This window comes from Pseudomonas citrullilanati (assembly GCF_030580855.1).
Taxonomy (GTDB): domain Bacteria; phylum Pseudomonadota; class Gammaproteobacteria; order Pseudomonadales; family Pseudomonadaceae; genus Aquipseudomonas; species Aquipseudomonas citrulli.
In genome coordinates, this window is the sequence record NZ_JAUQOP010000017.1 from 1 (window position 1) to 25,485 (window position 25,485).

Annotated in this window: 21 protein-coding genes; 10 read left to right on the forward strand and 11 right to left on the reverse strand. The window is 64.0% G+C overall.

Features of this window, described 5'->3' with window-relative positions; all coding sequences use genetic code 11:
- Nucleotides 1–251 precede the first annotated feature (251 nt).
- Entirely contained in the window at nucleotides 252–674 is a 423-nt protein-coding gene (locus Q6A48_RS13245) for a phasin family protein (RefSeq protein ID WP_304554557.1), read from the forward strand.
- A gap of 10 nt (nucleotides 675–684) precedes the next feature.
- Entirely contained in the window at nucleotides 685–1,587 is a 903-nt protein-coding gene (locus Q6A48_RS13250; RefSeq protein ID WP_304554558.1) for a phasin family protein, read from the forward strand.
- A 110-nt stretch (nucleotides 1,588–1,697) separates the two neighbouring features.
- Here the strand turns inward: Q6A48_RS13250 and Q6A48_RS13255 are convergent, their stop codons facing one another.
- The 10 genes from Q6A48_RS13255 to Q6A48_RS13300 all read right to left on the reverse strand — a co-directional run bounded on the left by Q6A48_RS13255 (nucleotide 1,698) and on the right by Q6A48_RS13300 (nucleotide 14,879).
- Nucleotides 1,698–2,318 carry a TetR/AcrR family transcriptional regulator gene (locus tag Q6A48_RS13255; protein WP_304554559.1) on the reverse strand — a complete coding sequence of 207 codons (621 nt, stop codon included), beginning with the start codon at nucleotides 2,316–2,318 and terminating at the stop codon, nucleotides 1,698–1,700.
- A gap of 59 nt (nucleotides 2,319–2,377) precedes the next feature.
- Nucleotides 2,378–4,060 (reverse strand): class II poly(R)-hydroxyalkanoic acid synthase, encoded by a 1,683-nt coding sequence (gene phaC / locus Q6A48_RS13260; RefSeq protein WP_304554560.1) that lies wholly within the window; start codon nucleotides 4,058–4,060, stop codon nucleotides 2,378–2,380.
- 112 nt (nucleotides 4,061–4,172) lie between these two features.
- A complete protein-coding gene (gene phaZ, locus Q6A48_RS13265; protein ID WP_042730510.1) occupies nucleotides 4,173–5,030 on the reverse strand; it encodes a poly(3-hydroxyalkanoate) depolymerase in 858 nt (285 codons plus the stop codon).
- A gap of 260 nt (nucleotides 5,031–5,290) precedes the next feature.
- The gene (gene phaC, locus Q6A48_RS13270; protein WP_304554561.1) at nucleotides 5,291–6,970 is read right to left on the reverse strand and encodes a class II poly(R)-hydroxyalkanoic acid synthase; all 1,680 of its coding nucleotides are present in this window, start codon (nucleotides 6,968–6,970) and stop codon (nucleotides 5,291–5,293) included.
- Nucleotides 6,971–7,241: 271 nt separating this feature from the next.
- Complete coding sequence (locus tag Q6A48_RS13275; protein WP_304554562.1) at nucleotides 7,242–7,619, reverse strand: gamma-butyrobetaine hydroxylase family protein; 378 nt, start codon at nucleotides 7,617–7,619, stop codon at nucleotides 7,242–7,244.
- A 194-nt stretch (nucleotides 7,620–7,813) separates the two neighbouring features.
- Nucleotides 7,814–9,151, reverse strand: a complete 1,338-nt coding sequence (hslU, locus tag Q6A48_RS13280; protein ID WP_047736137.1) for an ATP-dependent protease ATPase subunit HslU — start codon at nucleotides 9,149–9,151, stop codon at nucleotides 7,814–7,816.
- Nucleotides 9,152–9,205: 54 nt separating this feature from the next.
- Nucleotides 9,206–9,736 carry an ATP-dependent protease subunit HslV gene (gene hslV / locus Q6A48_RS13285; protein ID WP_007968352.1) on the reverse strand — a complete coding sequence of 177 codons (531 nt, stop codon included), beginning with the start codon at nucleotides 9,734–9,736 and terminating at the stop codon, nucleotides 9,206–9,208.
- Between the two features lie 282 nt (nucleotides 9,737–10,018).
- Nucleotides 10,019–10,714 carry an SPOR domain-containing protein gene (locus Q6A48_RS13290; protein WP_042731501.1) on the reverse strand — a complete coding sequence of 232 codons (696 nt, stop codon included), beginning with the start codon at nucleotides 10,712–10,714 and terminating at the stop codon, nucleotides 10,019–10,021.
- Between the two features lies 1 nt (nucleotide 10,715).
- Nucleotides 10,716–12,452 carry an arginine--tRNA ligase gene (gene argS, locus Q6A48_RS13295; RefSeq protein WP_304554566.1) on the reverse strand — a complete coding sequence of 579 codons (1,737 nt, stop codon included), beginning with the start codon at nucleotides 12,450–12,452 and terminating at the stop codon, nucleotides 10,716–10,718.
- Nucleotides 12,453–12,659: 207 nt separating this feature from the next.
- Nucleotides 12,660–14,879 carry a primosomal protein N' gene (locus tag Q6A48_RS13300; RefSeq protein ID WP_304554567.1) on the reverse strand — a complete coding sequence of 740 codons (2,220 nt, stop codon included), beginning with the start codon at nucleotides 14,877–14,879 and terminating at the stop codon, nucleotides 12,660–12,662.
- Between the two features lie 291 nt (nucleotides 14,880–15,170).
- Here Q6A48_RS13300 and rpmE point away from each other — a divergent pair, with 291 nt between their 5' ends.
- The 3 genes from rpmE to Q6A48_RS13315 all read left to right on the forward strand — a co-directional run bounded on the left by rpmE (nucleotide 15,171) and on the right by Q6A48_RS13315 (nucleotide 17,669).
- Nucleotides 15,171–15,392 carry a 50S ribosomal protein L31 gene (gene rpmE / locus Q6A48_RS13305; RefSeq protein WP_047225972.1) on the forward strand — a complete coding sequence of 74 codons (222 nt, stop codon included), beginning with the start codon at nucleotides 15,171–15,173 and terminating at the stop codon, nucleotides 15,390–15,392.
- Nucleotides 15,393–15,433: 41 nt separating this feature from the next.
- Nucleotides 15,434–16,219, forward strand: coding sequence for a thermonuclease family protein (locus Q6A48_RS13310; protein ID WP_304554568.1), 786 nt, complete (start codon nucleotides 15,434–15,436; stop codon nucleotides 16,217–16,219).
- A 181-nt stretch (nucleotides 16,220–16,400) separates the two neighbouring features.
- On the forward strand, nucleotides 16,401–17,669 hold the full coding sequence (locus Q6A48_RS13315) for a malic enzyme-like NAD(P)-binding protein (protein WP_042731496.1): 1,269 nt from the start codon (nucleotides 16,401–16,403) through the stop codon (nucleotides 17,667–17,669).
- A 298-nt stretch (nucleotides 17,670–17,967) separates the two neighbouring features.
- On the opposite strand, the gene Q6A48_RS13320 is transcribed toward Q6A48_RS13315, so the two are convergent.
- On the reverse strand, nucleotides 17,968–20,412 hold the full coding sequence (locus tag Q6A48_RS13320) for a penicillin-binding protein 1A (RefSeq protein WP_304554635.1): 2,445 nt from the start codon (nucleotides 20,410–20,412) through the stop codon (nucleotides 17,968–17,970).
- A gap of 207 nt (nucleotides 20,413–20,619) precedes the next feature.
- Between Q6A48_RS13320 and Q6A48_RS13325 the strand changes: the two genes are divergently transcribed.
- From Q6A48_RS13325 to Q6A48_RS13345, 5 genes are read left to right on the forward strand one after another with little or no spacing between them, the layout of a single operon-like run.
- Complete coding sequence (locus Q6A48_RS13325) at nucleotides 20,620–21,684, forward strand: pilus assembly protein PilM (protein ID WP_304554569.1); 1,065 nt, start codon at nucleotides 20,620–20,622, stop codon at nucleotides 21,682–21,684.
- Complete coding sequence (locus Q6A48_RS13330) at nucleotides 21,684–22,250, forward strand: PilN domain-containing protein (RefSeq protein ID WP_304554570.1); 567 nt, start codon at nucleotides 21,684–21,686, stop codon at nucleotides 22,248–22,250. The genes Q6A48_RS13325 and Q6A48_RS13330 overlap by 1 nt, the downstream gene beginning before the upstream one ends.
- The gene (gene pilO, locus Q6A48_RS13335; protein WP_304554571.1) at nucleotides 22,247–22,870 is read left to right on the forward strand and encodes a type 4a pilus biogenesis protein PilO; all 624 of its coding nucleotides are present in this window, start codon (nucleotides 22,247–22,249) and stop codon (nucleotides 22,868–22,870) included. Before Q6A48_RS13330 ends, pilO begins: the two co-directional genes overlap by 4 nt.
- Nucleotides 22,867–23,412 (forward strand): pilus assembly protein PilP, encoded by a 546-nt coding sequence (locus Q6A48_RS13340; RefSeq protein WP_304554572.1) that lies wholly within the window; start codon nucleotides 22,867–22,869, stop codon nucleotides 23,410–23,412. Before pilO ends, Q6A48_RS13340 begins: the two co-directional genes overlap by 4 nt.
- A complete protein-coding gene (locus Q6A48_RS13345; protein WP_304554573.1) occupies nucleotides 23,409–25,481 on the forward strand; it encodes a type IV pilus secretin PilQ in 2,073 nt (690 codons plus the stop codon). The genes Q6A48_RS13340 and Q6A48_RS13345 overlap by 4 nt, the downstream gene beginning before the upstream one ends.
- Nucleotides 25,482–25,485 lie beyond the last annotated feature (4 nt).

Below are 25,485 nucleotides of genomic sequence, written 5' to 3' on the forward strand. Positions count from 1 at the left end.
GGGCGCCGAAACACAGCCCGCCCCACCGCCGGGGGGGGGGCGGGGGGGGGGGGGGCGGGGGGGGGGGGGGGGGGGGGGGGGGGGCCCCCCCCCCCCCCCCCCCCCCCCCCCCCCCCCCGCTCCCACAGGTGATCACTGCCTTGATCTTGGTCGTTTGTTAGGGTGCCGTTTCTAATTATTGTCACTACTTTGTGCCTGAGCCCGTCCGTGTGCGGGCAGTTCCTCAAATCCGTTTCCGAGTGAGGTGCACCATGGCCAAAGTTATCCTGAAGAAAAAAACCGACATTGAATCTTCCACGCTGGGCGAGGTGAAAACCTATGCCCGCAAGATCTGGCTGGCTGGCCTGGGTGCCTACGCGAAGGTGGGCCAGGAAGGCAGCGAGTACTTCCAGGAGTTAATAAAGGCCGGCGAAGTTATTGAAACAAAAGGCAAAAAGAACGTGGCCGGAAAACTTGAAGCCGCCAACAGCGAGTTGATGGAAGTCAAGTCCGACGTTAATACGTTCAAGGCCAGGGTTGAAGTTCAGCTCGATAAAGTAGAAAAGGTATTCGATGCTCGTGTTGCAAGTGCCTTGAATCGTATCGGCATTCCGTCTAAACATGACGTTGAGGCACTCTCTGTCAAGCTCGACGAGCTGACGGCATTGCTCGAGCGTGTTGCGCGTAAACATTAAGGAGAACGGGATGGCTGGTAAAAAAAGCACAGAAAAAGAAGGCAGCTCGTGGGCCGGGACGATTGAAAAGTATTCCCGCAAAATCTGGCTGGCTGGTTTAGGCGTGTACTCGAAGATCGACTCTGACGGCAGCAAACTCTTCGAGTCCCTGGTAAAGGACGGCGAGAAGGCCGAAAAACTCACCAAGACGGCGGTTGGCAAGCAAGTCGATGCCGCCAAGGGCTCTGCCGAGTCCGCCAAGTCGCGAATCGGCGGCGTGAAGGATCGTGCGCTGGGCAAGTGGGACGAACTGGAAGGGGCTTTCGACAAGCGCCTGAACAGCGCGATCTCCCGTCTGGGCGTGCCGAGCCGCAATGAAGTGAAAGCCTTGCACAGCAAGGTCGACACCCTGACCAAGCAGATCGAAAAACTCACCGGGGCCAAGGTCACCCCAGCGGCCAAGCCTGCGGCGAGCAAGACGGCTGCGGCCAAGCCAGCCAGCAAGACGGCGGCCAAGCCACTGGTCAAGGCCGCGGCCAAGACCGTCGCCAAGCCGGCGGCCAAGGCTGCGGCGAAAACCGCGGCGGCCAAGCCTGCTGCCAAGGCTGCGGCGAAACCGGTAGCGGCAAAGACCACGGCGGCCAAGGCACCCGCCAAGCCAGCGGCTAAAACTGCGGCGGCCAAGCCTGCTGCCGCCAAGGCAACGGCCAAGCCCGCGGCCAAGCCTGCGACCAAGGCGGCAACCAAGCCCGCCGCGGCGAAGAAACCTGCCGTGAAAAAACCGGCCGCAGCCAAAACCGCTGCACCCAAGGCTCCGGCCGCGGCCGCCAAGCCAGCCCCGGTGGCGAGCACGGCGAACTCTGCCTCGGCTCCGACACCGGTGGCCACCCCGACTCCAGCGCCGGCTCCAACGACGCCTACCAGTCAGTCCTGATTGCCAGGGCAATGAAAACGCCCGGCCTGTGAAGGTCGGGCGTTTTTTTATGCCCCTGGCTCGGGTGTGGGAGTGGGCATTTCATAATGGATCTCCCCCACTGCTGGTGGTCAGTCGTGCTCTTCCAGGTAGCGCAACGCCAGTTGCTCGGTCGCCACCTGGATCGCTGGCGGCAAGTGCGGGGCCACCAGCATCATGACCTGGTAGACCACCAGCCGGACCTCGCCCTCGCGGCCCAGGATGCGTTGGTAGTCCAGCGAGAACAGCAGCGTCATGGTGATCTGCTCCACCAGTTGCCCCAGGGCCTGGGTGTCGCTGACCAACAGGCCCTGGGCCTTGAGCTGCGCCAGCAACGAGGCGAGGGTGCGCTTGAGGGCGTTGAGCAACTGGCGAATGCCCTTGGCCAGCTTCGGCAGGCGCCCGGCCAGGTTCGACAGGTCCTGGAACAGAAACCGGTATTGAGCCAGGCGCTCGACGATCAGGTGCAGGAACAGCCAATAGTCCTCCGGCGCCAGTTGCACCTCCGCCGGTGGGTCCAGCAGGGGGGCCAGTTCACCCTGGAAGCGCTCGAACAGCCCGAGCACCAGCGGCTCCTTGCCGTGGAAATGGTAGTAGAGGTTGCCGGGGCTGATGCCCATTTCATTGGCAACCTCCAGGGTGGAAACGTTTGGCTCGCCCTTTTCGTTGAACAATTGCAGGGCGCATTCAAGGATGCGGTCGCGGGTTTTCATCCGGTCTTCTTAATGATCAAGTCGTGCCACGGCCAACGGCCGGCCGTGGCGTCAGGTCCTCAGCGCACGCGAACATAGGTGCCGGGGGCCGCTTCCAGGGGCGGATAGTTCGCGTTGCCCAGGGTCATCAGGGTTTCGCGCTGGGCGCCGGAGCGTTCCTGGATCCAGCCGAGCCATTGCGTCCACCAGCTGCCTTCGACGTGCTGGGCGTCGTAGTACCAGGCCCGGGGATCGCTGCTCAGTTTCGGGCTCTCGATGTAGTTGGCCTTGGGGTTGCCCGGTGGGTTGAGGATGCTCTGGACATGGCCGCTGTTGGACAGCACGAAGCGTCGGTCGCCCCCCAGCAGCAAGGTCGAGCGGTACACCGCATCCCACGGCGTGATGTGGTCGTTGATCCCGCCGACACTGAAGCTGTCCACGGTCACCTTCTGCAGGTCGACGGGCGTGCCGCATACTTCCAGTCCACCGGGACGGGTCAGCGGGTTGTGCTTGAAGAAGTCCAGCAGGTCGCCGTGGTAGGCCGCCGGCAACCGGGTGTGGTCGTTGTTCCAGTAGAGGATGTCGAACGCCGGCGGCTCCTTGCCCAGCAGGTAGTTGTTGATGAAGTAGCTCCAGATCAGGTCGTTGGGGCGCATCCAGGCGAACACCCGGGCCATGTCGCGACCGTCGAGGATGCCGCGCTGATAGGAGCGGCGCTTCGCGGCTTCGAGGGTCTGTTCGTCGATGAACAGCGCGGCCGGGCTGTCCATCTGGCTATCCAGCAAGCTCACCAGGTACGTGGCACTGGCGACCCGGCGCAGCTGGCGCTTGGCTTGCAGGTGGCCTTGCAGGGCGGCGATGGTCATGCCACCGGCACAGGCGCCCATCAGGTTGACCTCGCGGGCGCCGGTGATTGCGCGGCAGACGTTCATTGCTTCTTCCGTGGCCTCGACGTAGCTGGACAGGCCCCATTCCCGGTGGCGGACATCAGGGTTGCGCCAACTGATGATGAACACCTGCAAGCCGTTCTTGAGGGCGTACTGGACGAAGCTGTTGGAGGGGCTCAGGTCGAAGATGTAGAACTTGTTGATCTGCGGCGGCACGATCAGCAACGGCTTGGCGTACTGCTTTTCGCTCATGGGCCGGTACTGGATCAGTTCCAGCAGTTCGTTGCGAAACACCACCGAGCCGGGCGTGGTGGCCAGGGTCTTGCCGACTTCGAAGGCGTGGGGCGTGCTTTGCCGTGGCAAGCCATCGTTGTGCAGCAGGTCGTCCACCAGGTGGCCGATCCCGCGGACCAGGCTGCTGCCGCCGGAGTTGAACAGCTCCTTGATCGCCAGCGGGTTGAGCAAGGTGTTGGAGGGCGATACGGCGTCGTTGAGCAGGGCGAAGGCGAAGTGGGCGCGGGCCTGGTCATCCGGGGCCATGGTGCTTTCGTCGATCCAGCTCTTGACCTGTTTTTGCCAGCTCAGGTACGCCTGCAGGCTGCGCCGGTAGAACGGGTTGAGTTGCCAGGTGGGGTCGGCGAAGCGCGGGTCGTTGGGGTTGGCGGGGTGCAGGGTTTCCCCCAGCAACACGCGTCCCAGCTGGCCACCGAGCCTCAGCGCATGCCGGGCGCTGTGGACCGGGTTGCGCAGGCCGTGTGTGGCCACGCTGCGCAAGGTGGACAGCAGGTCCCTGCCCCGCAAGCCGGTGACCGCGCTTTGGGCGTTGATGAAGCTGGCAGGGGCGGGCATGGAATCCTTTGCCGGCTTGTCGCGCATGAGTCAACTCCTTCGTCATCAGGCTAAAAACTAACGCACCGAACCAGACACCATAGTCGCTGTTGCGGGTAGCTGCGCGATCCGGCGTCCTGCCAGGCGCGAATGGGCGGCGTCAGCCGCCACCCAGCGGCGACGGATGCGGGTGCATCACCGCGCGCTGACGTTCCTCCTGGAGGAATTTCATGATGATCGGCGCCACGGCCTCGGCCCGGGTGATCAGGAACAGGTGGCCGTCGTCGATGATGTGCAACTGGGCATTGGGGATGCGCCAGGCCAGCATGCGCATGTTGATCAGCGGGATCAGCGGGTCGTCGTCGCCGGCCAGCACCAGGGTTGGCTGGTGGATTTTGTGCAACCAGTGGATGCTGGTCCAGCCGAGGCCGGCGAACAGTTGCCAGTAATAACCCAGCTTGCCGGCCGAGCGGACCTTGGCCGCGTGGCTGGCCGCCAGGCCCGGGTCGCGACGGAACGAGCCGCCGTAGATCAGCGGCGCAATGCGCATCACATGGGAGGGCTGGACGTAGCGCCGGGGGCTGGCCATCATCCACAGCACCTTCGGCTTGCCCGGCACCATCACCGCGCCGGCCGCCGTGGCCGCCAACACCAGCTTCTTGCAGCGCTCGGGGTAGTCGTAGGCGAATTGCTGGGCCAGCGCGCCGCCCCAGGACACGCCGATCGCGTTGACCTGGCCATAGTCGAGGTAGTCGAGCATCCGCGCGGTGAGCTTGGCCAGGCCCGGAAAGCGATACGGCCGGCTGGGCGTCGATGACCCGCCGACACCGGGCACGTCGAAGGCGATGACTTCCAGGTCCGGGTCCAGGGCCTGGATGAACGGGAACACCAGTTCGAGGTTGGCGCCGATGCCATTGAAGATCAACAGGGGCGTCAGGTGAGGCTTGCCGGGACGTACCGCGGTGCGCAAGGTCTGGCCATCCAGGTCGACGGTACGGAAGATGTACGGTTGCGGCATGCTTCAAGCCCTGTGGGTTATGTCGCGATCTTTCGATGTATCCCGCTCCCGGGTGGGAGCGAGCTTGCTCGCGATTGCGATGTGTCAGCACATACAGGTGTTGAATGTGCCGCCGTCATCGCGAGCAAGCTCGCTCCCACAAGGGATCTGCTGTGAACATGAGTTTTATGTTCCCCAGCGCTGTGGGCCTTGCATTCAGTGTCGGCTGGCTGGATGTATTCGTGAGCAAGCCCACTCCTGCGCCAGACGAGTTGCATCTCTTACCGCTCATGCACATACGTGCCGGGCGCCGCCTCGCCGGCCACGTACGTCTTGTTGCCCAGCACCGTGGGCGCCTTTTTCAGCTTGCCCGAGCGTTCGGCCTGCCAGGCTTGCCAGTGCAGCCACCAGGAATCGGTGTGCTTGGTGGAGTTTTCCTGCCAGTCCTCGGCCTTGGCTGGCAGGTCTTCGCCGGTCATGTAGCGGGCCTTCGGGTTGCCCGGCGGGTTGAGGATGCTCTGGATGTGGCCGCTGCTCGACAGCACGAATTCCACCTTGCCGCCAAACAACTGCGCCGACTTGTAGCAGGACTTCCAGGGGGTGATGTGGTCGTTGGTGCCGGCCAGGGCGAAGATGTCGGCGCTGACCTGCTTGAGGTCGATGGGTGTGCCGCACACTTCCAGTGCGTTGGGCCGGGTCAGGGGGTTGCTCTTGAACATCTCGATCAGGTCGCCGTGGAACGCCGCCGGCAGCCTCGTGGTGTCGTTGTTCCAGAACAGGATGTCGAACACCGGCGGTTCGTTGCCCAGGAGGTAGTTGTTGACCCAGTAGTTCCAGATCAGGTCGTTGGGGCGCATCCAGGCGAACACCTTGGCCATGTCGCGCCCCTCGAGCACACCGGCCTGGTAGGAGTGGCGCTTGGCCGCTTCCAGGGTCTGCTCGTCGACGAACAGCGCCACGTCGGTGTCCAGGGTGGTGTCGAGCACGCTCACCAACAGGGTCATGGCGTTGACCTTTTTCTCGCCGAGGGCCGCATAGTGGCCCAGCAGCGCCGTGCAGGTGATGCCGCCCGAGCAGGCGCCGAGCATGTTCACGTCCTTGCTGCCGGTGATGGCCGTGACCACGTCCACCGCTTCCTTGAGCGCCTCGATGTAGGTCGACAGGCCCCATTCGCGCTGTTCCTTGGTGGGGTTGCGCCAGCTGATGATGAACGTCTGCACATTGCTGCGCAGGCAGAAGCGCGCCAGGCTCTTGTCCGGGCTCAGGTCGAATACGTAGAACTTGTTGATCTGCGGTGGCACCACCAGCAGCGGTCGCTCGTGGACCTGCTCGGTGATGGGGCGGTACTGGATCAGCTCCAGCACGTCGTTGCGAAACACCACGGCGCCTTCGGTCACGCCCAGGCTCTTGCCGACTTCGAACGCGCCCATGTTGACCTGGCTCGGCATCCCGCCGTTGTGCACCAGGTCCTTGGCCAGGTGGGACAAGCCGTCCAGCAGGCTCTTGCCGCCGGTTTCGAAGAAGCGCTTGACCGCCGCCGGGTTGGCCGCCGAATTGGTCGGCGACATGGCTTCGGTCATCAGGTTGATCACGAAATGCCCGCGGCTGATGTCCTGGGGAGGCAGGTTGCTGTCGTCGATCCAGGCGTGCAATTCCTTGCGCCAGGCCAGGTAGGTTTGCATGTAGCGTTTGTAGAGAGGGTTCTGGCTCCACGCCGGGTCGTTGAAGCGACGGTCGTCGCTGGCCGGTTGCAGCTCGGATTTGCCGAACAGGACGTTCTTGAGCTCGGCCCCGAAATGGGCCACGTGCTTGGCACTGTGCAACGGTTGCCTGAGGGTCTGGGCCAGCACCATTCGAGCAGAGGCCAGCAGGTCTTTCCTGCGCAGGCCGACGACAGGATTCAACCCCAGGGTGTTTTCCGAGGCCTGGTACTTCAGGTCATCGTTGTTCTTGTTGCTCATCTACGACGCTCCATTGTCAGACGAGTACTGGCGCCGTGCCGCAAGCCACACAGCCAATACCAGTACGCTGCTCGGGTGACCGTTAATTCCGCATCGTGACCAATGAGGAAACATGTGCAAGGAACTCGCCCGTTCCTTTGCAGGGAACTTGCCAGTTCCATTGGTTACCCGAGTTTAATTTTTTTCGCAAGCAGGCCAGTCATTGACCTCGCCGGGCGGACATTCAAGCAGATGAGTCTAGAAAATTCCCCCTAAAGCGCCAGCCCTTGGGCTAGAGCATCAGCTTGACGACGGAAGCGCTCGGGTCGCGGGTTTTTCCAGCGGCCTGGAGCTCGGCAAGATAATCGTTCCACAGGTCTTCCTGGCGCACGGCCAACTGGTAGAGGTAGTCCCAGGTGAACAGTCCGCTGTCATGGCCGTCGTCGAAGGTCAGTTTCAGTGCGTACTGGCCGGCGGGCTCGACCTTGGACAGGCCGACGTTGAGCTTGCCATGTTGCAGGATGGGCTTGCCGTGGCCCTGGACCTCGGCGGAAGGCGAATGCACCCGCAGGAATTCGGCGGGCAGGTGGTATTGCTCGTCCGGCGCGTATTTGAGCGTGAGGGTCCTGGAGGCTTTGTGCAGGTTGATGGCGATGGGGAGTTTGGTCATGGCCTGTGATCCGTCTTTGAAGGAAGCCTTGATCTGTAAACGACACAGACTAATGTGGGAGCGGGCTGTGTGGGAGCAAGGCTTGCCCGCGATGGAAACGCCGCGGTCTCTTGAGGGCCGCAGCGCCTGGATCGCGAGCAAGCTTTGCTCCCACACAGCTCGCTCCCACAGGTCCCGGGAAACCTGTCAGTTGGTTACAGGATATACCGCGACAGGTCTTCGTTCTGCGCCAGCTCGCCCAGGTGGCTGTTGACGTACTCGGCGTCGATGAGGATCGGCGCTTCGTCGTGGGTGCTGGCCAGGTCGCCAGCGCTGAACGACACTTCCTCGAGCAAGCGCTCGAGCAGGGTGTGCAGGCGCCGGGCACCGATATTCTCGGTCTTCTCGTTGACCTGCCAGGCGATCTGCGCCAGGCGCTTGATGCCTTCGGGCGTGAACTCGATGTTCAGGCCTTCGGTCTTGAGCAGCGCGCAATACTGTTCGGTCAGGGACGCGTGGGGCTCGCTGAGGATGCGTTCGAAGTCTTCCGGCGACAGCGCCTTGAGTTCGACACGAATCGGCAGGCGGCCTTGCAGTTCCGGCACCAGGTCGCTTGGCTTGCTCAGGTGGAACGCACCGGAGGCGATGAACAGGATGTGGTCGGTCTTGACCATGCCCAGCTTGGTGTTGACCGTGCAGCCCTCGATCAGCGGCAGCAGGTCGCGTTGCACGCCTTCGCGCGATACATCGGCGCCGCCGACATTGCCGCGCTTGGCGACCTTGTCGATCTCGTCGATGAACACGATACCGTGCTGCTCGACGGCCTCCAGGGCCTTGGCCTTCAACTCTTCTTCATTGACCAGGCGGCTGGCCTCTTCTTCGCGCACCAGCTTCAGCGCTTCCTTGACCTTGAGCTTGCGGCTTTTCTTCTTGCCCTTGCCCATGTTGGCGAACAGGCTCTGCAACTGGTTGGTCATCTCTTCCATGCCCGGCGGCGCGGAAATGTCGACGCCGACCATCTCGGCCACTTCGATCTCGATTTCCTTGTCGTCCAACTGGCCCTCGCGCAGGCGCTTGCGGAACAGCTGGCGGGTGTTGGAGTCCTGGGTCGCGGCGGAATCGGCGTTGAAACCCATGCGCGCCGGTGGCAGCAGCGCGTCGAGGATGCGCTCTTCGGCGGCGTCTTCGGCGCGGTGGCGGACCTTGGTGATTTCCTGCTCGCGCAGCAGCTTGATCGCCGCGTCGGCCAGGTCACGGATGATCGATTCGACATCGCGACCGACATAGCCGACTTCGGTGAACTTGGTCGCCTCGACCTTGATGAACGGTGCGTTGGCGAGCTTGGCCAGGCGCCGGGCGATCTCGGTCTTGCCGACGCCGGTCGGGCCGATCATCAGGATGTTCTTGGGCGTCACCTCGACACGCAGCTCTTCAGGCAATTGCATGCGGCGCCAGCGGTTGCGCAGGGCGATGGCGACGGCGCGCTTGGCATCGTCCTGGCCGATGATATGGCGGTTGAGTTCGTGGACGATTTCGCGGGGAGTCATGGACATAATAATTGGCGGTCCTCAAGCAGAAACGAGCCGTGGCGCTGGGCCGGGACAGGCTTATTCCGCGAGATCCTGCTCCTCAATGGTTTGGGTGTGGTTGGTGAAGACACAGATGTCGCCGGCAATGCCCAGGGCAGTCTCGACGATTTCCCGGGCCGACAGGTCGGTTTTTTTCAACAGGGCGCTGGCGGCCGCCTGGGCGTAGGCGCCACCGGAACCCATGGCGATCAGGCCGTCCTCGGGCTCGACGACGTCGCCGTTGCCGGTGATGATCAGCGAGGCGTCCTTGTTGGCGACCGCGAGCATGGCTTCGAGACGGCTCAGGGAACGGTCGGTGCGCCATTCCTTGGCCAGTTCCACGGCGGCACGAATCAGGTGGCCCTGGTGTTTTTCCAGCTGGCCTTCGAAACGCTCGAACAAGGTGAAGGCGTCGGCGGTGGCCCCGGCGAAGCCGGCGATGACCTGGCCGTGATACAGGCGGCGGACTTTCTTCGCGTTGCCTTTCATCACTGTGTTGCCCAGTGAAACCTGGCCGTCGCCGCCCATGACGACTTTGCCATGACGGCGGACTGAAACGATGGTGGTCAAGGGAAGAGTCTCCACGCAGCGGGGCGAAAATGCCCGGATGGAACTCATATGGGGGTGGCGCGGGGTTTTTCAACTGCGGGGTGGGGGAGGGGATGAGTGGTGCGTGGGTGGTGATTGTTGCGCGGCCCTTGTGGTGAGGGGATTTATCCCCGCTGGGCCGCGCAGCAGCCCAAAAAGCTTGATGCATTCGTCCCTGGTGCACCGAGGCGGCAGGTTTTTAGGGCCGCTTCGCGCCCCAGCGGGGATAAATCCCCTCGCCACAAGGGGGGCGTGTCGCCTGGGTCAGCGGCTCTGGCGTTGTTGTAACAACAAATTGCTGAACCCGCTGCCGGCCAACTGCTTCTGCGCCTTGGTCAGTTCTTCCCGGTTGCTGTACGGGCCGACCAATACCCGGTACCAGGTTTCGTCCTTCACGGTCCCCGATTCCACCGATACGGACTGGCCCAGCAGGATGATCTGCGCCCGGACCTTGTCGGCGTCGGCTTCCTTGCGGAACGAGCCGGCTTGCAGGAAGAACTTCGTCACTGGCGCGGCTTTCTGCACGGGCGGGGCCGGTGGCGGCGTGATGCCGGCCAGGGCCGCCTGGGCGCGGGCGGTGTCGATCTTCGCCGCTTCGGCCGGGGTCACCGGCGTGGTCGGTACCTGTGGCGTCGGCAGGGTTTTCTCCGGCACGGCGTCAGGCGGCACGATGACTTCCGATTCCGGCAGCAAGGTGTAGAAGTCGTATTTCGGCTTCACCGGTTGCGTCGGGCTCGGCGGGGTCTTGTTCGCCTCGGCGATGCGCGTGGCCTTCTGCTGTTCCTGCCGGACGCGCTTGACGTCATCGCCCTGGCCCGGCTCCAGCTTCATCAGGAACACGATGAACGCGCCGACGCTCAGGCCGATCGCCATCCACAACCAGCCCGGAATCGGCTTCTTGGCGGGGGGCTGGTAACGACTGGCGCCGCGTTTGGGTGCAGGTTTTTTCTTGGCGGCCAACTTACATGCGCTCCAGGGTTTCCAGGCCGAGCAATTCCAGGCCTTGCTTGAGCGTACGCCCGGTCAGCGCGGCAAGGCGCAGGCGGCTCTGCATTTGCTCCGGGGTTTCGGCGCTCAGGATCGGGCAGTTCTCGTAGAAGCTGGAGAACAGGCCGGCGACATCGTACAGGTAGGCGCACAGCGTATGGGGCGTGCCCTTGTCAGCGACGTTGTTCAGCACTTCGCCGAACTGCGCCAGCTTCGCCGCCAGCTCCTGTTCGTGGGGGGCTTGGAGCACGATGCGACCGTCCACTTCATCGAAGTTTTTACCCAGCTTGCGGAACACACCGGCCACGCGGGTGTAGGCATACAGCAGGTATGGCGCGGTGTTGCCTTCGAAGTTGAGCATCAGGTCGAAGTTGAAGCTGTAGTCGCTGGTGCGGTGCTTGGACAGGTCGGCGTATTTCACCGCGTCGATGCCCACGACCTTGGCGATCTTGCGCAGCTCGTCCTCGGCCAGCTCCGGGTTCTTGCCCTTGACCAGGTTATAGGCGCGGTCCTGGGCTTCGGTCAGCAGGTCGATCAGCTTCACCGTGCCGCCATCGCGGGTCTTGAACGGACGGCCATCGGCGCCGTTCATGGTGCCGAAGCCCATGTGCTCCATGTCCATCGGATGGCTCACGAAGCCGGCCTGGCGTGCCACTTCGAACACCTGCTGGAAGTGCAGGGCCTGGCGCTGGTCGACGAAGTACAGGACCCGATCCGCCTTCAGCACGCCGTTGCGATAACGCACGGCGGCCAAGTCGGTGGTGGCGTAGAGGTAGCCGCCATCGGCCTTGACGATGATCACCGGCAGCGGCTCGCCGTCGGCGGTCTTGAACTGGTCGAGGAACACGCACTGGGCGCCGTTGCTCTCCACCAGCATGCCCTTGGCCTTGAGGTCGTTCACCACGTTGATCAGGTCGTCGTTGTAGGCGCTCTCGCCCATCACGTCGGCCATGGTCAGCTTGACGTTCAGCAGCTCGTAGATTTTCTGGCAGTGGGACAAGGAAATGTCCTTGAACCGGGTCCACAGCGCCAGGCACTCGGCGTCGCCGGCCTGCAACTTGACCACCAGGCCGCGGGCGCGGTCGGCGAACTCCGGTGACTCGTCGAAGCGTTGCTTGGCGGCGCGGTAGAAGTTCTCCAGGTCCGACAACTCGTCGCTGGTGATCGGGTTTTCCTGCAGGTAGGCCATCAGCATGCCGAACTGGGTGCCCCAGTCGCCGACGTGGTTCTGGCGGATCACCGTGTCCCCGAGGAATTCCAGGACCCGGGCCACGCCGTCGCCAATGATGGTCGAGCGCAGGTGGCCGACGTGCATTTCCTTGGCGAGGTTGGGGGCCGACAGGTCGACCACGGTGCGTTGCAGCGGGCCGGCCTTGCGCACGCCGAGGCGTTCGTCGGCCAGGGCCGCGTCCAGGCGCGATGCCAGCGCCTGGGTGTTCTGGAAGAAGTTGATGAAGCCGGGGCCGGCGATGTCGGCCTTGCTGACGTTTTCATCGGCCGGCAGCGCGGCGATGATTTTCTCCGCCAGGTCCCGTGGCTTCATGCCGGCCGGCTTGGCCAGCATCATCGCGATGTTGCTGGCGAAGTCGCCGTGGGTCTTGTCGCGGGTGTTCTCGACCTGAATCGCCGGCGACAGGCCTTCTGGCAGCACACCTTCGATGACGAGTTGGGCGATGGCTTGCTGGATGAGCTGGCGAATGGTGTCTTTCATGGTCTTCTCTTTCAACCGCAGGCGCGGCGGCGCTCGAGGCGCAGGTGGAAAAACTGGGTATTATCCGTGGCCCAGGCGAGCTTGCCAACTATCGCGGGTCGCAAATCACTGTGGGAGCGAGCTTGCTCGCGATGACGGCGTATCAGCCGACATCAATGCAGCGGGCCGAACCGCATCGCGAGCAAGCTCGCTCCCACAGGGACGGTCTCAGTACAAATCCACCGGGTCCACGTCCAGCGACCAACGCACCGCCCGCCCGCTGGGCATCTGCTCCAGCACCAGCAACCAGGCGCTCAACAGGCGGTGCAGTGGCGCCCGGGCGTTGGCCTGCAATAACAGTTGGGCCCGATAGCGCCCGGCCCGCCGTTCCATCGGAGCGGGCACCGGGCCCAATAGTTCGATCCCGCTGAGATTCTGTTGCGCCAGCAAGCGTTCCGCCTCGCTGCACGCCTCGTCGAGAAAACCTTCGGCCTGCCCCGGCTTGTGGGCTTCGGCCCGCAGCAGCGCGAGGTGGGCGAACGGCGGCAGGCCGGCGCTGCGCCGTTCGCTCAAGGCCTGTTCGGCGAAAGCGAAGTAGCCTTGCTCGGTCAGTTGTATCAGCAGCGGATGGTCCGCCAGGTGCGTCTGGATGATGACCTTGCCCGGTTCTTCGGCACGTCCGGCGCGGCCGGCAACTTGGACAATCAGCTGCGCCATGCGCTCGCTGGCGCGAAAGTCCCCGGAAAACAGCCCGCCGTCGGCGTCGAGGATCGACACCAGCGTGACCCTTGGGAAGTGGTGGCCCTTGGCAAGCATCTGCGTGCCCACCAGGATGCACGGCTGGCCCTTCTGGATCGTGGCGAACAGCTGGTTCATCGCGTCCTTGCGCGACGTACTGTCGCGATCCACCCGCAGCACCGGGTAATCGGGAAACAGGATCCCCAGCCGTTCCTCGGCGCGCTCGGTGCCGGCGCCAACCGGACGCAAGTCCACCCGGCCGCACTGCGGACAGTGCCTGGGCACCCGTTCGCAGTGGCCGCAATGGTGGCAGCGCAGCTCGCCGGAGCGCTGATGCACGGTCATGCGCGCGTCGCAGCGTTCACAGCCGGACATCCAGCCGCAGTCGTGGCACAGCAGCGTCGGGGCGAACCCACGGCGATTGAGGAACACCAGGACCTGCTGGCCGGCGGCCAGGGTCTGGCCGATGGCTTGCTGCATGGGCCCGGAAATGCCGCTGTCCAGCGGACGACTCTTCACGTCCAGGCGCAGGAAGCGCGGCTGCTTCGCGCCGCCGGCCCGTTCGTTCAGGCGCAGCAGGCCGTAGCGGCCGGTGTAGGCGTTGTGGAGGCTTTCCAGGGATGGCGTCGCGGAGCCGAGGACGATCGGGATGTTTTCCTGGCGGGCGCGCACCAGTGCCAGGTCGCGGGCGTGGTAGCGCAGGCCTTCCTGCTGTTTATAGGAACCGTCGTGTTCTTCGTCGATGATGATCAGGCCGGGATGTTTCATCGGCGTGAACAGGGCCGAACGGGTGCCGATGATGATGTCGGCCTCGCCATCCCGGGCCGCGAGCCAGGCCTCCAGGCGCTCGCGGTCGTTGACCGCCGAGTGCACCAGGGCGATCCGGGCGTTGAAGCGTTGTTCGAAGCGGGCCAGGGTCTGTGGGCCGAGGTTGATTTCCGGAATCAGCACCAGGGCCTGCTTGCCGGCTTCCAGGGTCTGGCGGATCAGTTGCAGGTAGACCTCGGTCTTGCCACTGCCGGTGACGCCCGCCAGCAGGAACGCGTGATAGCTGTCGAAGCCGGCCCGGATCGCCTCGCAAGCGGCCCGTTGCTCGGCGTTGAGCGGCAGTTCCGGCTGGGCCAGCCAGTGTTCATGGCGCAGCCCCGGGGCGTGCCGGCGAACCTCCACCTGGACCAGGCCCTTGGCCAGCAACAGGTCGAGGCTGTCCTTGCTGAGCATCAGTTTGCTCAGTAATTGATGCGCCACGCCGTGGGGATGCTGGGCCAGGGTCGCCAAGGCCTCGCGCTGGCGCGGGGCGCGGGCGATGCGCGGGTCGTCCAAGGAAGCCCCGGGTGCCACCGACCAGAACCGCTCCTGGCGCGCCTCGGCCGGCTCGCCCTGGCGCAACAGCACCGGCAATGCCCAGCTCAAGGTGTCGCCGAGGCTGTGCTGGTAATACTGGGCGGTCCACAGGCACAGCTTGAACAGCGCCGCCGGCAGCGGCGGCGTGGCGTCGAGCAGCGCCAGGGCCGGCTTGAGCTTGTCGGCCGGTACCTCGCTGTGGTCGGTGACCTCCACCAGGATCCCGATCATCTCCCGCCGGCCGAACGGCACCCGCAGGCGCATGCCCGGCTGCAACTGGGCACGCGGGACCCCGGCCGGGGCGCGGTAGTCGAACAGGCGGCGCAGGGGCGAAGGCAGGGCGAGGCGCAGAATGGCGTTGGGCACGCGGGAGGATCTCGATAGGCGGACAAGTTCGCAAGGCTGAGCACGATTCAATGTGGGAGCGAGCCTGCTCGCGAAGTGGGCGTGTCAGGCGGCATCAATACCGACTGCTCCACCGCTTTCGCGAACAAGCCCGCTCCCACAAGGGATTGCGCATGTGGCCGGGAGCCTAGCAGACGGTTGGTACAAGGCATAGCTTGCGCGATTGGCGATGTCTGGTAGAATCCGCGGCCTAATTACGTGCGGTATTCAACAATCGTGTTGGGTGGCGGCACGCTAGCCTGAGGAAACACCATGAAAACCGATATCCATCCGGAATACCCAGAAATTGCCGTGACCTGCAGCTGCGGCAACAAGTTCGAAACCCGTTCGACCTACGGCAAAGCCCTGTCGATCGACGTTTGCAACGAATGCCACCCGTTCTACACCGGTAAGCAAAAGACTCTGGATACCGGCGGCCGCGTTCAGAAGTTCGCCGATCGTTTCGGCGCTTTCGGCGCTACCAAAAAGGCCTGAGGCTGATCATTTTGGAGGCTCGTCTCGGCGGCTCCAAACTGATGAAAAAGGCGTCCCTCGCGGGCGCCTTTTTTGTGTCCGCGATTTGGCTGGGGCCAGCCCAGGCGTCGTGCCCGGCACCGGTGGGCCTGGCCCAGGCGACGGTCCAGCGCGTGGTCGACGGCGACACCCTGCGCCTGGTCGATGGCCGCAATGTGCGCCTGATCGGCCTCAACAGCCCTGAACTGGGACGCCAGGGGCGTTCCGACGAACCCTTCGCGGTTGCGGCCAGGCGCCGGCTCGAAGCGCTGGTGGCTGCCAGCGATGGGCGCGTGGGCTTGCTGCCCGGCAAGGAAGGCAAGGACCGCTATGGCCGCACCCTGGCCCATGCCTACGGTGCCGATGGCCAGAATCTCGAAGCGCAATTACTCGCCGAAGGCCTGGGTTTCTACGTGGCGGTGGCGCCGAATGTCGATCTCGTGGCGTGCCAGCGAGCGGCCGAGCGCCAGGCGCGTGAGGCGGGACTTGGCCTGTGGAAGCGCTCGCCGGTGCTCAAGGCTCGGCAAATCCAGGCGCCCGGGTTCGCCGTGCTGAGCGGGCGGGTGAGCGAGGTCAGGCGCAATCGCGGCGGTGCCTGGATCGAATTGCAGGACTCGGTCGTGTTGCGCGTTGCACCTCATCTGCTGGGGCAATTCGACGGGGTTCGGCTTGAACGTCTCAAGGGCAGGCAGGTCGAGGCGCGGGGCTGGGTCGTCGATCGGACGCGGCGCGGCGCACGCGAACCGGGTCAGGCTCGCTGGATGCTGCCGCTGACCGATCCCGCGATGTTGAGCGTGACGGCTGAATAAAAAATTGTAGACATTTTTACTGCCGATTGTATGCATCTAGCCCTTGTGTTTCGCGGCTCTTGGCCCAAAGTCGTAGGGCAGGGCGCTTGACAGGGGTGACCGGTCAGTCTTGTGGGGACTTTGCGAGGCGCGTATCCTCGGCGGTCCGTCTGTCCAACACAGTAAAAAGCGGAATGCCCACATGTCTGATCTGAAAACTGCCGCTCTCGAATATCACGCCAATCCTCGTCCAGGGAAGCTGAGTGTCGAGCTCACCAAGGCCACCGCTACTGCCCGCGACCTGTCGCTGGCCTACAGCCCCGGCGTAGCCGAACCAGTGCGCGAAATCGCCCGCGACCCTGAATTGGCCTACAAGTACACCGGCAAGGGCAACCTGGTTGCAGTCATTTCCGATGGCACCGCGATTCTCGGCCTGGGTGACCTGGGCCCACTGGCCTCCAAGCCGGTCATGGAAGGCAAGGGCGTGCTGTTCAAGCGCTTCGCCGGTATCGACGTCTTCGACATCGAAGTCGACTCCGAGAGCCCGCAAGCCTTCATCGACACCGTCAAGCGCATCTCCATCACCTTCGGTGGCATCAACCTGGAAGACATCAAGGCACCCGAGTGCTTCGAGATCGAGCGCACCCTGATCGAACAGTGCGACATCCCGGTGTTCCACGATGACCAGCATGGCACCGCCATCGTCACCGCGGCCGGCATGATCAACGCCCTGGAAATCGCCGGCAAGACCCTGCCGGAAGCCAAGATCGTCTGCCTGGGCGCCGGCGCCGCGGCCATCTCCTGCATGAAGTTGCTGGTGAGCATGGGCGCGAAGATCGAGAACATCTTCATGGTCGACCGTACCGGTGTGATCCACTCCGGCCGTGACGACCTGAACCAGTACAAGGCCGTGTTCGCCCACGCCACCGACAAGCGCACCCTGGCCGAGGCGCTGGACGGTGCCGACGTATTCGTCGGCCTGTCGGGTCCGAACCTGCTGAGCCCGGAAAACCTGCTGCGCATGGCGCCGAACCCGATCGTGTTCGCCTGCTCGAACCCGGATCCGGAAATCTCCCCGGAACTGGCCCACGCGACCCGTAGCGACGTGATCATGGCCACCGGCCGTTCGGACTACCCGAACCAGGTCAACAACGTACTGGGCTTCCCGTTCATCTTCCGTGGTGCCCTGGACGTTCGCGCCAAGCGCATCAACGAAGAAATGAAAGTCGCGGCGGCCAACGCCCTGCGCGAACTGGCCAAGCTGCCGGTGCCCCAGGAAGTGTGCGACGCCTACGGCGGCATCAAGCTGGAATTCGGCCGTGAATACATCATTCCGAAGCCAATGGATGCCCGCCTGATCACCCTGATCTCCGACGCCGTGGCCAAGGCTGCGATCGAGACCGGCGTGGCGACCCTGCCATATCCGAAGAACTACCCGCTCAAGAGCGTGGATGACGTGTTCAACGGCTAAGCCGTTGTAGCGCTTCAACAAAAAGCCCCGGCTCCTGCGAGTCGGGGCTTTTTTGTGCCTGAATTGGTATAGGGGAAACTCTTTCCTGAACAGGCCGAAAACCTGTGGCGAGGGGATTTATCCCCGCTCGGCTGCGCAGCAGTCGTCATCCGGCTGGCGCGGTTCATTTATCCGCGCTGCCTGGATGAGGGGCTGCTGCGCAGCCCAGCGGGGATAAATCCCCTCGCCACAGGGTCCTTGCGCGATATAAAAAAAGCCCCGCGCTTCTCGCGAAGGCGGGGCTTTTGGATGGGGCTGGTCAGAACAGGTCGATCGGCGCCGCTTCGTCCGCCGGCAGCGGGCTGCCTGGTGCGACGCCGTTGCCCAGCTCGTTGACCGACGGCGGCGTGTCTTCGCTCTTGAACAGTTCGAAGTAGGCGCCAGGTGTCCCTGGAGTGGCTGCGCGGCCGCTGACCGGGTCGACGCGCAGGCTGAGGATGCCTTCGGGTTCCGGTTGGGTGTGTGGTGGCTTGTCCTTGAGGGCGGCGCCCATGTAGCTCATCCAGATCGGCAGGGCCACGGTGCCGCCGAACTCGCGGCGCCCGAGGCTTTCCGGTTGGTCGAAACCGGTCCAGACGGTGGTCACGTAGTCGGCGTTATAGCCGGAGAACCAGGCGTCCTTGGATTCGTTGGTGGTGCCTGTCTTGCCCGCCAGGTCGGTGCGGCCCAGGGCCAGGGCGCGACGACCGGTGCCCAGCTTGATCACGTCCTGCAGCATGCTGTTGAGGATGTAGGTGGTGCGGCCGTCGACAATGCGCTCGGCGATGGCCGGTGCTTGTGGCACGCCCGGGGCGGTCGTGGCTTCGCCCGGCAACGGGTTGACCGTGAACGTCCCGGAGGATGGCGCGGCGAGGCCGTCGCTGGCCTGCTCGCCGGTGGGCACCCGCGGCGGGTTGGCGACGAACAGCGTCTCGCCGTTGCGGCTCTCGATCTTGTCGATGATGTACGGCGTGATCTTGTACCCGCCGTTGGCGAAGGTGCTCCAGCCGGTGGCGATTTCCATCGGGGTCAGGGTCGCGGTGCCCAGGGCCAGGGACAGGTTGCGCGGCAGGTCCTGCTTGTTGAAGCCGAACTTGCTGATGTAGTCGATGGTGCGGTCCACGCCGAGCGCCTGCAGCAGGCGGATCGACACCAGGTTGCGCGACTTGTACAGCGCTTCGCGCAGGCGGATCGGGCCGAGGAAGGTGTTGGTGTCGTTCTTTGGCCGCCAGACCTTGTCCAGGTACTCATCGACGAACACGATCGGCGCATCGTTCACCAGGCTGGCGGCGGTGTAGCCATTGTCCAGGGCGGCGCTGTAGACGAACGGCTTGAAGCTCGAACCCGGCTGGCGCTTGGCCTGCAACGCACGGTTGTAGTTGCTCTGCTCGAACGCGAAGCCCCCGACCAGCGAGCGGATGGCGCCGTCCTGCGGATCGAGGGACACCAGCGCGCCCTGGGCGGCCGGGATCTGGCTGAACTTGAGGGCATTGTCCGCCTGGCGTTGCACCCGGATCAGGTCGCCGACCTGGGCCACGTCCGCCGGCTGGCGAGGGTTGGCACCCATGCTGTTGGTATTGAGGAACGGGCGAGCCCATTTCATGCTGTCCCAGGCGACATGCTCTTCCTGCTCGCCGTTGCGCGTCAGCACCTTGAGGCCGTCCTTGTCCACCGAGGTGACGATCGCCGGTTCCAGGCCGCTGATGGTGCGCTGCTTGGTCAGCTCCAGGGCCCAGGCCTCGCGGGTCTTGCCGGGCAGGCGCGATTCAGGGCCGCGGTAGCCGTGGCGCTGGTCGTAGGTCATCAGGCCTTCGTGCAGGGCGGTGTTGGCCATTTCCTGTAGGTTGCTGGGTACCGTGGTGGTGACGCGGAAACCTTCGGTATAGGCGTCGCTGCCATAGCGGCCGACCATTTCGGCGCGGGCCATCTCGGCGATGTAGGGCGCGTTCACCTCGGGGGTCGGTACGTGATAGCTGGCGTTCAGCGGCTCGTTGATCGCGGCGGTGTAGTCGCTCTCGCTGATCTTGCCGAGCTTGTACATGCGCCCCAGGATCCAGTCGCGCCGCTCCTTGCTGCGGGCCGGGTTGGCCAGCGGGTTGAAGCGCGACGGCGCCTTGGGCAGGCCGGCGATCATCGCCATCTGAGCCAGGCTCACATCGCGGATCGACTTGCCGTAGTACACCTGTGCCGCCGCCTCGATACCGTAGGCGCGGTTGCCCAGGTAGATCTTGTTCACGTACAGCTCGAGGATCTCGTCCTTGGTCAGCTGTCGCTCGATCTGCAGGGCCAGGAGGATCTCGGTGGTCTTGCGCGAGAAGCTGCGCTCGCTGGTCAGGAAGAAGTTCTTGGCCACCTGCATGGTGATGGTGCTGCCGCCGGACTGGATGTGCCCGCTCTTGACCAGTTGGCTGGCGGCGCGCATCAGGCTGCCGGGATCGACGCCGTAGTGGTTGGCGAAGTTGTCATCTTCAGCACTTAGTAACGCATTGATGAAATTGGGGGGAATATCGGCGAAACGGATCGGTGTGCGGCGCATTTCGCCAAATTCGGCGATCAATTTGTTGTCGCTGCTGTACACCCGCAGGGGAATCTGCAACTGAATACTTCTCAGAGCCTCCACGGACGGCAAACCCGGACTAAGGTAAAGAAACGCACCGCTCAGACCCAGGAGCAGTCCGCAGAAAACGGCGATGATGGACCATCCGAAAAATTTCAGCAGACGAATCAAGGCTTTTGGATATCCAGGCAAGGAATGAAAAAGGCGCCAGGTGCAGGGAAGGCCCCGTGCTTGCAACAAAGCGAAAAAAACGCTGGGCATTATAAGCATTTTTTTTCGCCAGGAATGCCATCCGGACGTCCGTCGGACCGGAGCGATTGAACGCAACGCATATTAGAGAGTCCGTAACTCACGGATAGTCATAGGGAATTGGTAGTGCTACGACTCTTCAATAAAAAAACCCATGCGCTTCTGGGGATCGACATCAGTTCAACGTCGGTGAAGCTGCTGGAGTTGAGCCGCCAGGGTGACCGCTACCGCGTCGAGTCCTACGCGGTGGAACCGTTGCCGGCCAACGCCGTGGTCGAGAAGAACATCGCCGAGCTCGAAGGGGTGGGCCAGGCGTTGTCGCGGGTGCTGGTCAAGGCCAGGACCCCCTTGCGCAGCGTGGCGGTGGCCGTGGCGGGGTCGGCGGTGATCACCAAGACCATCGAGATGGATGCCGGCCTGTCCGACGACGACATGGAGAACCAGCTCAAGATCGAGGCCGACCAGTACATTCCCTACCCGCTGGATGAAGTGGCCATCGACTTCGAGGTCCAGGGCGTGTCGCCGCGCAGCGACGAGCGGGTCGAGGTGCTGCTGGCGGCCTGTCGCAAGGAAAACGTCGAGGTCCGCGAGGCGGCGCTGGCGCTGGCCGGGCTGACGGCCCGGGTGGTCGATGTGGAAGCCTACGCGCTGGAGCGGTCGTTCGGCCTGCTCGCCACGCAACTGGCCGCCTCCCAGGAGCGCCTGACCGTCGCGGTCGTCGACATCGGCGCGACCATGACCACCCTGAGCGTGCTGCACAACGGGCGCATCATCTATACCCGCGAACAACTGTTCGGCGGCCGCCAGCTCACCGAGGAAATCCAGCGCCGCTATGGCCTGACCCCCGAGCAGGCCGGCCTGGCGAAGAAACAGGGCGGGCTGCCCGACGACTATGTCGGCGAGGTGTTGCAGCCGTTTCGCGAGGCGCTGGTGCAGCAGGTGTCGCGTTCCCTGCAGTTTTTCTTCGCATCGGGCCAGTACAACACGGTGGACCACATCCTGCTCGCCGGCGGCACGGCCTCGGTCACTGGCCTGGACCGGCTGATCGAGCAGCGCCTGGGCACCCCTACCCAGGTGGCCAACCCGTTCACCAACATGGCCCTGAGCAGCAAGGTCAACGCCGGAGCCCTGGCCAGTGACGCGCCGGCCCTCATGATCGCCTGCGGGCTGGCCCTCAGGAGTTTCGACTGATGGCGCGCATCAACCTTCTCCCCTGGCGCGAGGAACTGCGCGAAGAACGGCGCAAGCGCTTCCTGCTGGCGTTGGTCGGCGCGCTGGTCGGCGCGGTCGGCGTGACGCTGATTGCCGTGCAATACATCAACAGCGCCATCGACCGGCAAGTGGCCCGCAACAACCATCTCTCGGAACAGATCGCCGTGCTGGACGAGCGAATCAAGCAGATCGGCGACCTCAAGGCCCGCCGCCAGCAACTGCTGGAGCGCATGCGCATCATCCAGGACCTGCAAGGCAACCGGCCCGTCAGCGGGCGCATCTTCGACCAGTTGACCCGCACCCTGCCGGACGGGGTGTATTTCACCGAAGTGAAGATGGAAGACGGCACGCTCTCCATCAAGGGGGCCGCCGAATCGAACAACCGGGTCTCGGACCTGATGCGCAACCTCGATTCATCGGACCTGTTCGACACCCCCAGCCTGACCGAGGTCAAGGCCACCACGGCGGGGCAGCTTGACCAGGCCAACGTGTTCCAGCTGACCGTGCGCCAGACCCGTCCCGTCGACACGGAGGACGTCCAATGAAGCCTGGGGAGTGGCTGGAAGCCCTGCGCAAGGTCGACTTCCGCGAGCTCGACACCAACAACATCGGCTCCTGGCCGGCGCCGATCAAATGGCTGGCCGGCATACTGCTGGTGGTCCTCGTGCTGGGGTTGGGCTACAACTTTGCCTTGAGCGACCTGGAAAACCAGTTGCAACAGGTGCGCGAGGAAGAAAACACCCTCAAGGCGCAATTCGCCGGCAAGGCCCACATGGCGGCGAACCTGGAGCTCTACACCGAGCAGATGAAACAGATGGAAACGTCGTTCGGCGTGCTCTTGCGGCAGTTGCCCAGCGACACCGAGGTGCCGGGCCTGTTGGAAGACATCACGCGCACCGGCCTGGGCAGCGGCCTGGAGTTCGAGGAAATCAAGCTGCTGCCGGAGGTCACCCAGCCGTTCTACATCGAGTTGCCGATCCAGATCACCGTGACCGGCGGCTACCATGACCTGGCGACATTCGTCAGTGGCGTGGCCGGGTTGCCCAGGATCGTCACCCTGCACGATTTCGAGATCGCGCCCATGGAACCCGAGGCGGGGGCCAAGCTGCGCATGAGCATCCAGGCCAAGACCTATCGCTACAATGAGCAGGAGGCGCAGCCATGAGCCCGGCGTCTCGCGTTTGCCTGCTGGCAGGCCTGCTGGCATTGGCGGGTTGCAACGGCGGCGACGATTTCAGTGACCTGGACGCCTACATGAACGAAGTGCGCCTGCGTCCGCCCGGAAAGATCGAGCCGACGCCGACATTCAAGCCGGCGCAGACCTTCACCTACAGCGCTGCCAACCTGCGCAGCCCATTTTCCCGGCAGGTCCGGGTCGACCAGGCGGGACGCCAGCAGGGGGCGCGTAACGTGCGGCCTGATCCGAACCGGGTCAAGCAGTACCTGGAAGGCTTCAATATCGAGCAATTCGAAATGGTCGGCACGATCGCCAACGCCAGTGGCTCCTTCGCGCTCCTGCGGGGCGCTGGCGGGGTGCACCGGCTCAAGGTCGGTGACTACCTGGGACGCAACGACGGCCGGATCATCGCCATTGGCGCCACCGAGGTCGATGTGATCGAAATCGTTCCCGATGGCGAGGGCGCCTGGCTGGAGCGGCCACGGACCATTCCCTTGAAAGAGCACTCAATCGTGGAAGCCCAACAATGAACAGGATTTTTTCAGCCTTCGGTCTTTCGCTAGGGATAGCGCTGTTGTCACCGATGGTCCATGGGGCCGGCCTGAAGACCCTGGATGTGGCGGCGCTGCCGGGCGACCGCATCGAGCTGAAGCTGACCTTCGACGGGCCGCCGCCAACGCCGCGGGGCTACACCACCGAACAGCCGGCGCGCATTGCCCTGGACCTGCCAGGCGTCACCAACCAATTGGCGAGCAAGAACCATGACCTGGGCGGTGGCAATGCCCGCAGCGCCACCGTGGTCGAAGCGGGGGACCGCACCCGGCTGATCATCGGGCTGACCCAGTTGGCACCCTATGACACCCGCGTCGAGGGCAACAACCTGTTCGTGGTGGTGGGCAAGGGCGCGGCCCCCGCGACTGCCGCGGCGGCGCCCCGCCCAGCGGTGGCCAGCGCGGCGCCGGCGAAGGCCCGCGCCCCGGTGGGCAAGGCGATTCGCGGGGTGGACTTCCAACGCGGCACCCAGGGCGAGGGCAACGTCGTGATCGACTTGTCCGACCCCGCCATCGCCCCGGATATCCAGGAGCGGGAAGGCAAGATCATCCTCAATTTCGCCCGCACGCAACTGCCCGAGCCCCTGCGGGTGCGCCTGGACGTCAAGGATTTCGCCACCCCGGTGCAGTTCGTCAACGCCAGCGCCGGCACCGACCGCGCGACCATCAGCATCGAGCCCAGCGGCACCTACGACTATTCGACCTACCAGACCGACAACAAGCTCACCGTCAGCGTCCGGCCCATGAGCGTCGAGGACCTGCAGAAGCGCAATGCCGATCGCGCCGCCTACAGCGGTGAGAAGCTCTCCCTCAACTTCCAGGACATCGAGGTGCGCTCGGTCCTGCAACTGATTGCCGACTTCACCAACCTGAACCTGGTGGCCAGCGACACGGTGCAGGGCGGCATTACCCTGCGGCTGCAGAACGTGCCATGGGACCAGGCGCTGGACCTGGTGCTCAAGACCAAGGGCCTGGACAAGCGCAAGGTCGGCAACGTGCTGCTGGTGGCGCCGGCCGATGAGATCGCGGCGCGCGAGCGCCAGGAGCTCGAATCCCAGAAGCAGATCGCCGACCTGGCGCCGCTGCGCCGGGAGCTGCTGCAGGTCAACTACGCCAAGGCCGCTGACATCGCCAAGCTGTTCCAGTCGGTGACCAGTGCCGAAGCGAAGGCCGATGAGCGCGGCACGATCACGGTTGACGAGCGTACCAACAACATCATTGCCTACCAGACCCAGGACCGGCTCGACGAACTGCGTCGGATCGTCGCGCAACTGGATATCCCGGTGCGCCAGGTGATGATCGAGGCGCGGATCGTCGAGGCCAACGTCGACTACGACAAGAACCTGGGTGTGCGCTGGGGTGGCTCGCTTCAGAACAAGGGCAACTGGAACTCCTCCGGGGTCACGTCCGGGACGTCCACGACCATTGGCACGCCGGGCAGCACCGGCACCAACCAGCCGTTCGTCGACATGGGGGTGTCGGGCAATACCTCGGGGATCGGCATCGCGTTCATCACCGACAACGTCCTGCTGGACCTGGAGCTGACGGCGATGGAGAAGACCGGCAACGGCGAAATCGTCTCCCAACCCAAGGTCGTGACGTCCGACAAGGAGACGGCGAAGATCCTCAAGGGCACGGAGATCCCCTACCAGGAAGCCAGCTCCAGCGGCGCCACCTCGGTGTCGTTCAAGGAGGCCTCGCTGTCGCTGGAAGTGACCCCGCAGATCACCCCGGACAACCGCATCATCATGGAGGTCAAGGTCACCAAGGATGAGCCTGACTACCTGAACAAGGTCCAGGAGGTGCCGCCGATCAAGAAAAATGAAGTCAACGCCAAGGTGCTGGTCAATGACGGCGAGACCATTGTGATTGGCGGGGTTTTCTCGAATACTCAGAGCAAGGTTGTAGATAAGGTGCCATTTCTTGGCGATGTGCCGTATCTTGGCCGCCTTTTCCGGCGTGATGTGGTCTCGGAGAAAAAATCCGAGCTGCTGGTGTTCCTCACTCCGCGTATCATGAACAACCAGGCGATTGCTGTGAGTCGTTGATTCT

Excerpts from the sequence above, each read along its gene's own strand:
- Q6A48_RS13245 (WP_304554557.1), top strand. The coding sequence starts at position 252 with ATGGCCAAAGTTATCCTGAAGAAAAAAACCGACATTGAATCTTCCACG.
- Q6A48_RS13250 (WP_304554558.1), top strand. The coding sequence starts at position 685 with ATGGCTGGTAAAAAAAGCACAGAAAAAGAAGGCAGCTCGTGGGCCGGG.
- Q6A48_RS13255 (WP_304554559.1), bottom strand. The coding sequence starts at position 2,318 with ATGAAAACCCGCGACCGCATCCTTGAATGCGCCCTGCAATTGTTCAAC.
- phaC (WP_304554560.1), bottom strand. The coding sequence starts at position 4,060 with ATGCGCGACAAGCCGGCAAAGGATTCCATGCCCGCCCCTGCCAGCTTC.
- phaZ (WP_042730510.1), bottom strand. The coding sequence starts at position 5,030 with ATGCCGCAACCGTACATCTTCCGTACCGTCGACCTGGATGGCCAGACC.
- phaC (WP_304554561.1), bottom strand. The coding sequence starts at position 6,970 with ATGAGCAACAAGAACAACGATGACCTGAAGTACCAGGCCTCGGAAAAC.
- Q6A48_RS13275 (WP_304554562.1), bottom strand. The coding sequence starts at position 7,619 with ATGACCAAACTCCCCATCGCCATCAACCTGCACAAAGCCTCCAGGACC.
- hslU (WP_047736137.1), bottom strand. The coding sequence starts at position 9,151 with ATGTCCATGACTCCCCGCGAAATCGTCCACGAACTCAACCGCCATATC.
- argS (WP_304554566.1), bottom strand. The coding sequence starts at position 12,452 with ATGAAAGACACCATTCGCCAGCTCATCCAGCAAGCCATCGCCCAACTC.
- rpmE (WP_047225972.1), top strand. The coding sequence starts at position 15,171 with ATGAAAACCGATATCCATCCGGAATACCCAGAAATTGCCGTGACCTGC.
- Q6A48_RS13310 (WP_304554568.1), top strand. The coding sequence starts at position 15,434 with ATGAAAAAGGCGTCCCTCGCGGGCGCCTTTTTTGTGTCCGCGATTTGG.
- Q6A48_RS13315 (WP_042731496.1), top strand. The coding sequence starts at position 16,401 with ATGTCTGATCTGAAAACTGCCGCTCTCGAATATCACGCCAATCCTCGT.
- Q6A48_RS13330 (WP_304554570.1), top strand. The coding sequence starts at position 21,684 with ATGGCGCGCATCAACCTTCTCCCCTGGCGCGAGGAACTGCGCGAAGAA.
- pilO (WP_304554571.1), top strand. The coding sequence starts at position 22,247 with ATGAAGCCTGGGGAGTGGCTGGAAGCCCTGCGCAAGGTCGACTTCCGC.
- Q6A48_RS13340 (WP_304554572.1), top strand. The coding sequence starts at position 22,867 with ATGAGCCCGGCGTCTCGCGTTTGCCTGCTGGCAGGCCTGCTGGCATTG.
- Q6A48_RS13345 (WP_304554573.1), top strand. The coding sequence starts at position 23,409 with ATGAACAGGATTTTTTCAGCCTTCGGTCTTTCGCTAGGGATAGCGCTG.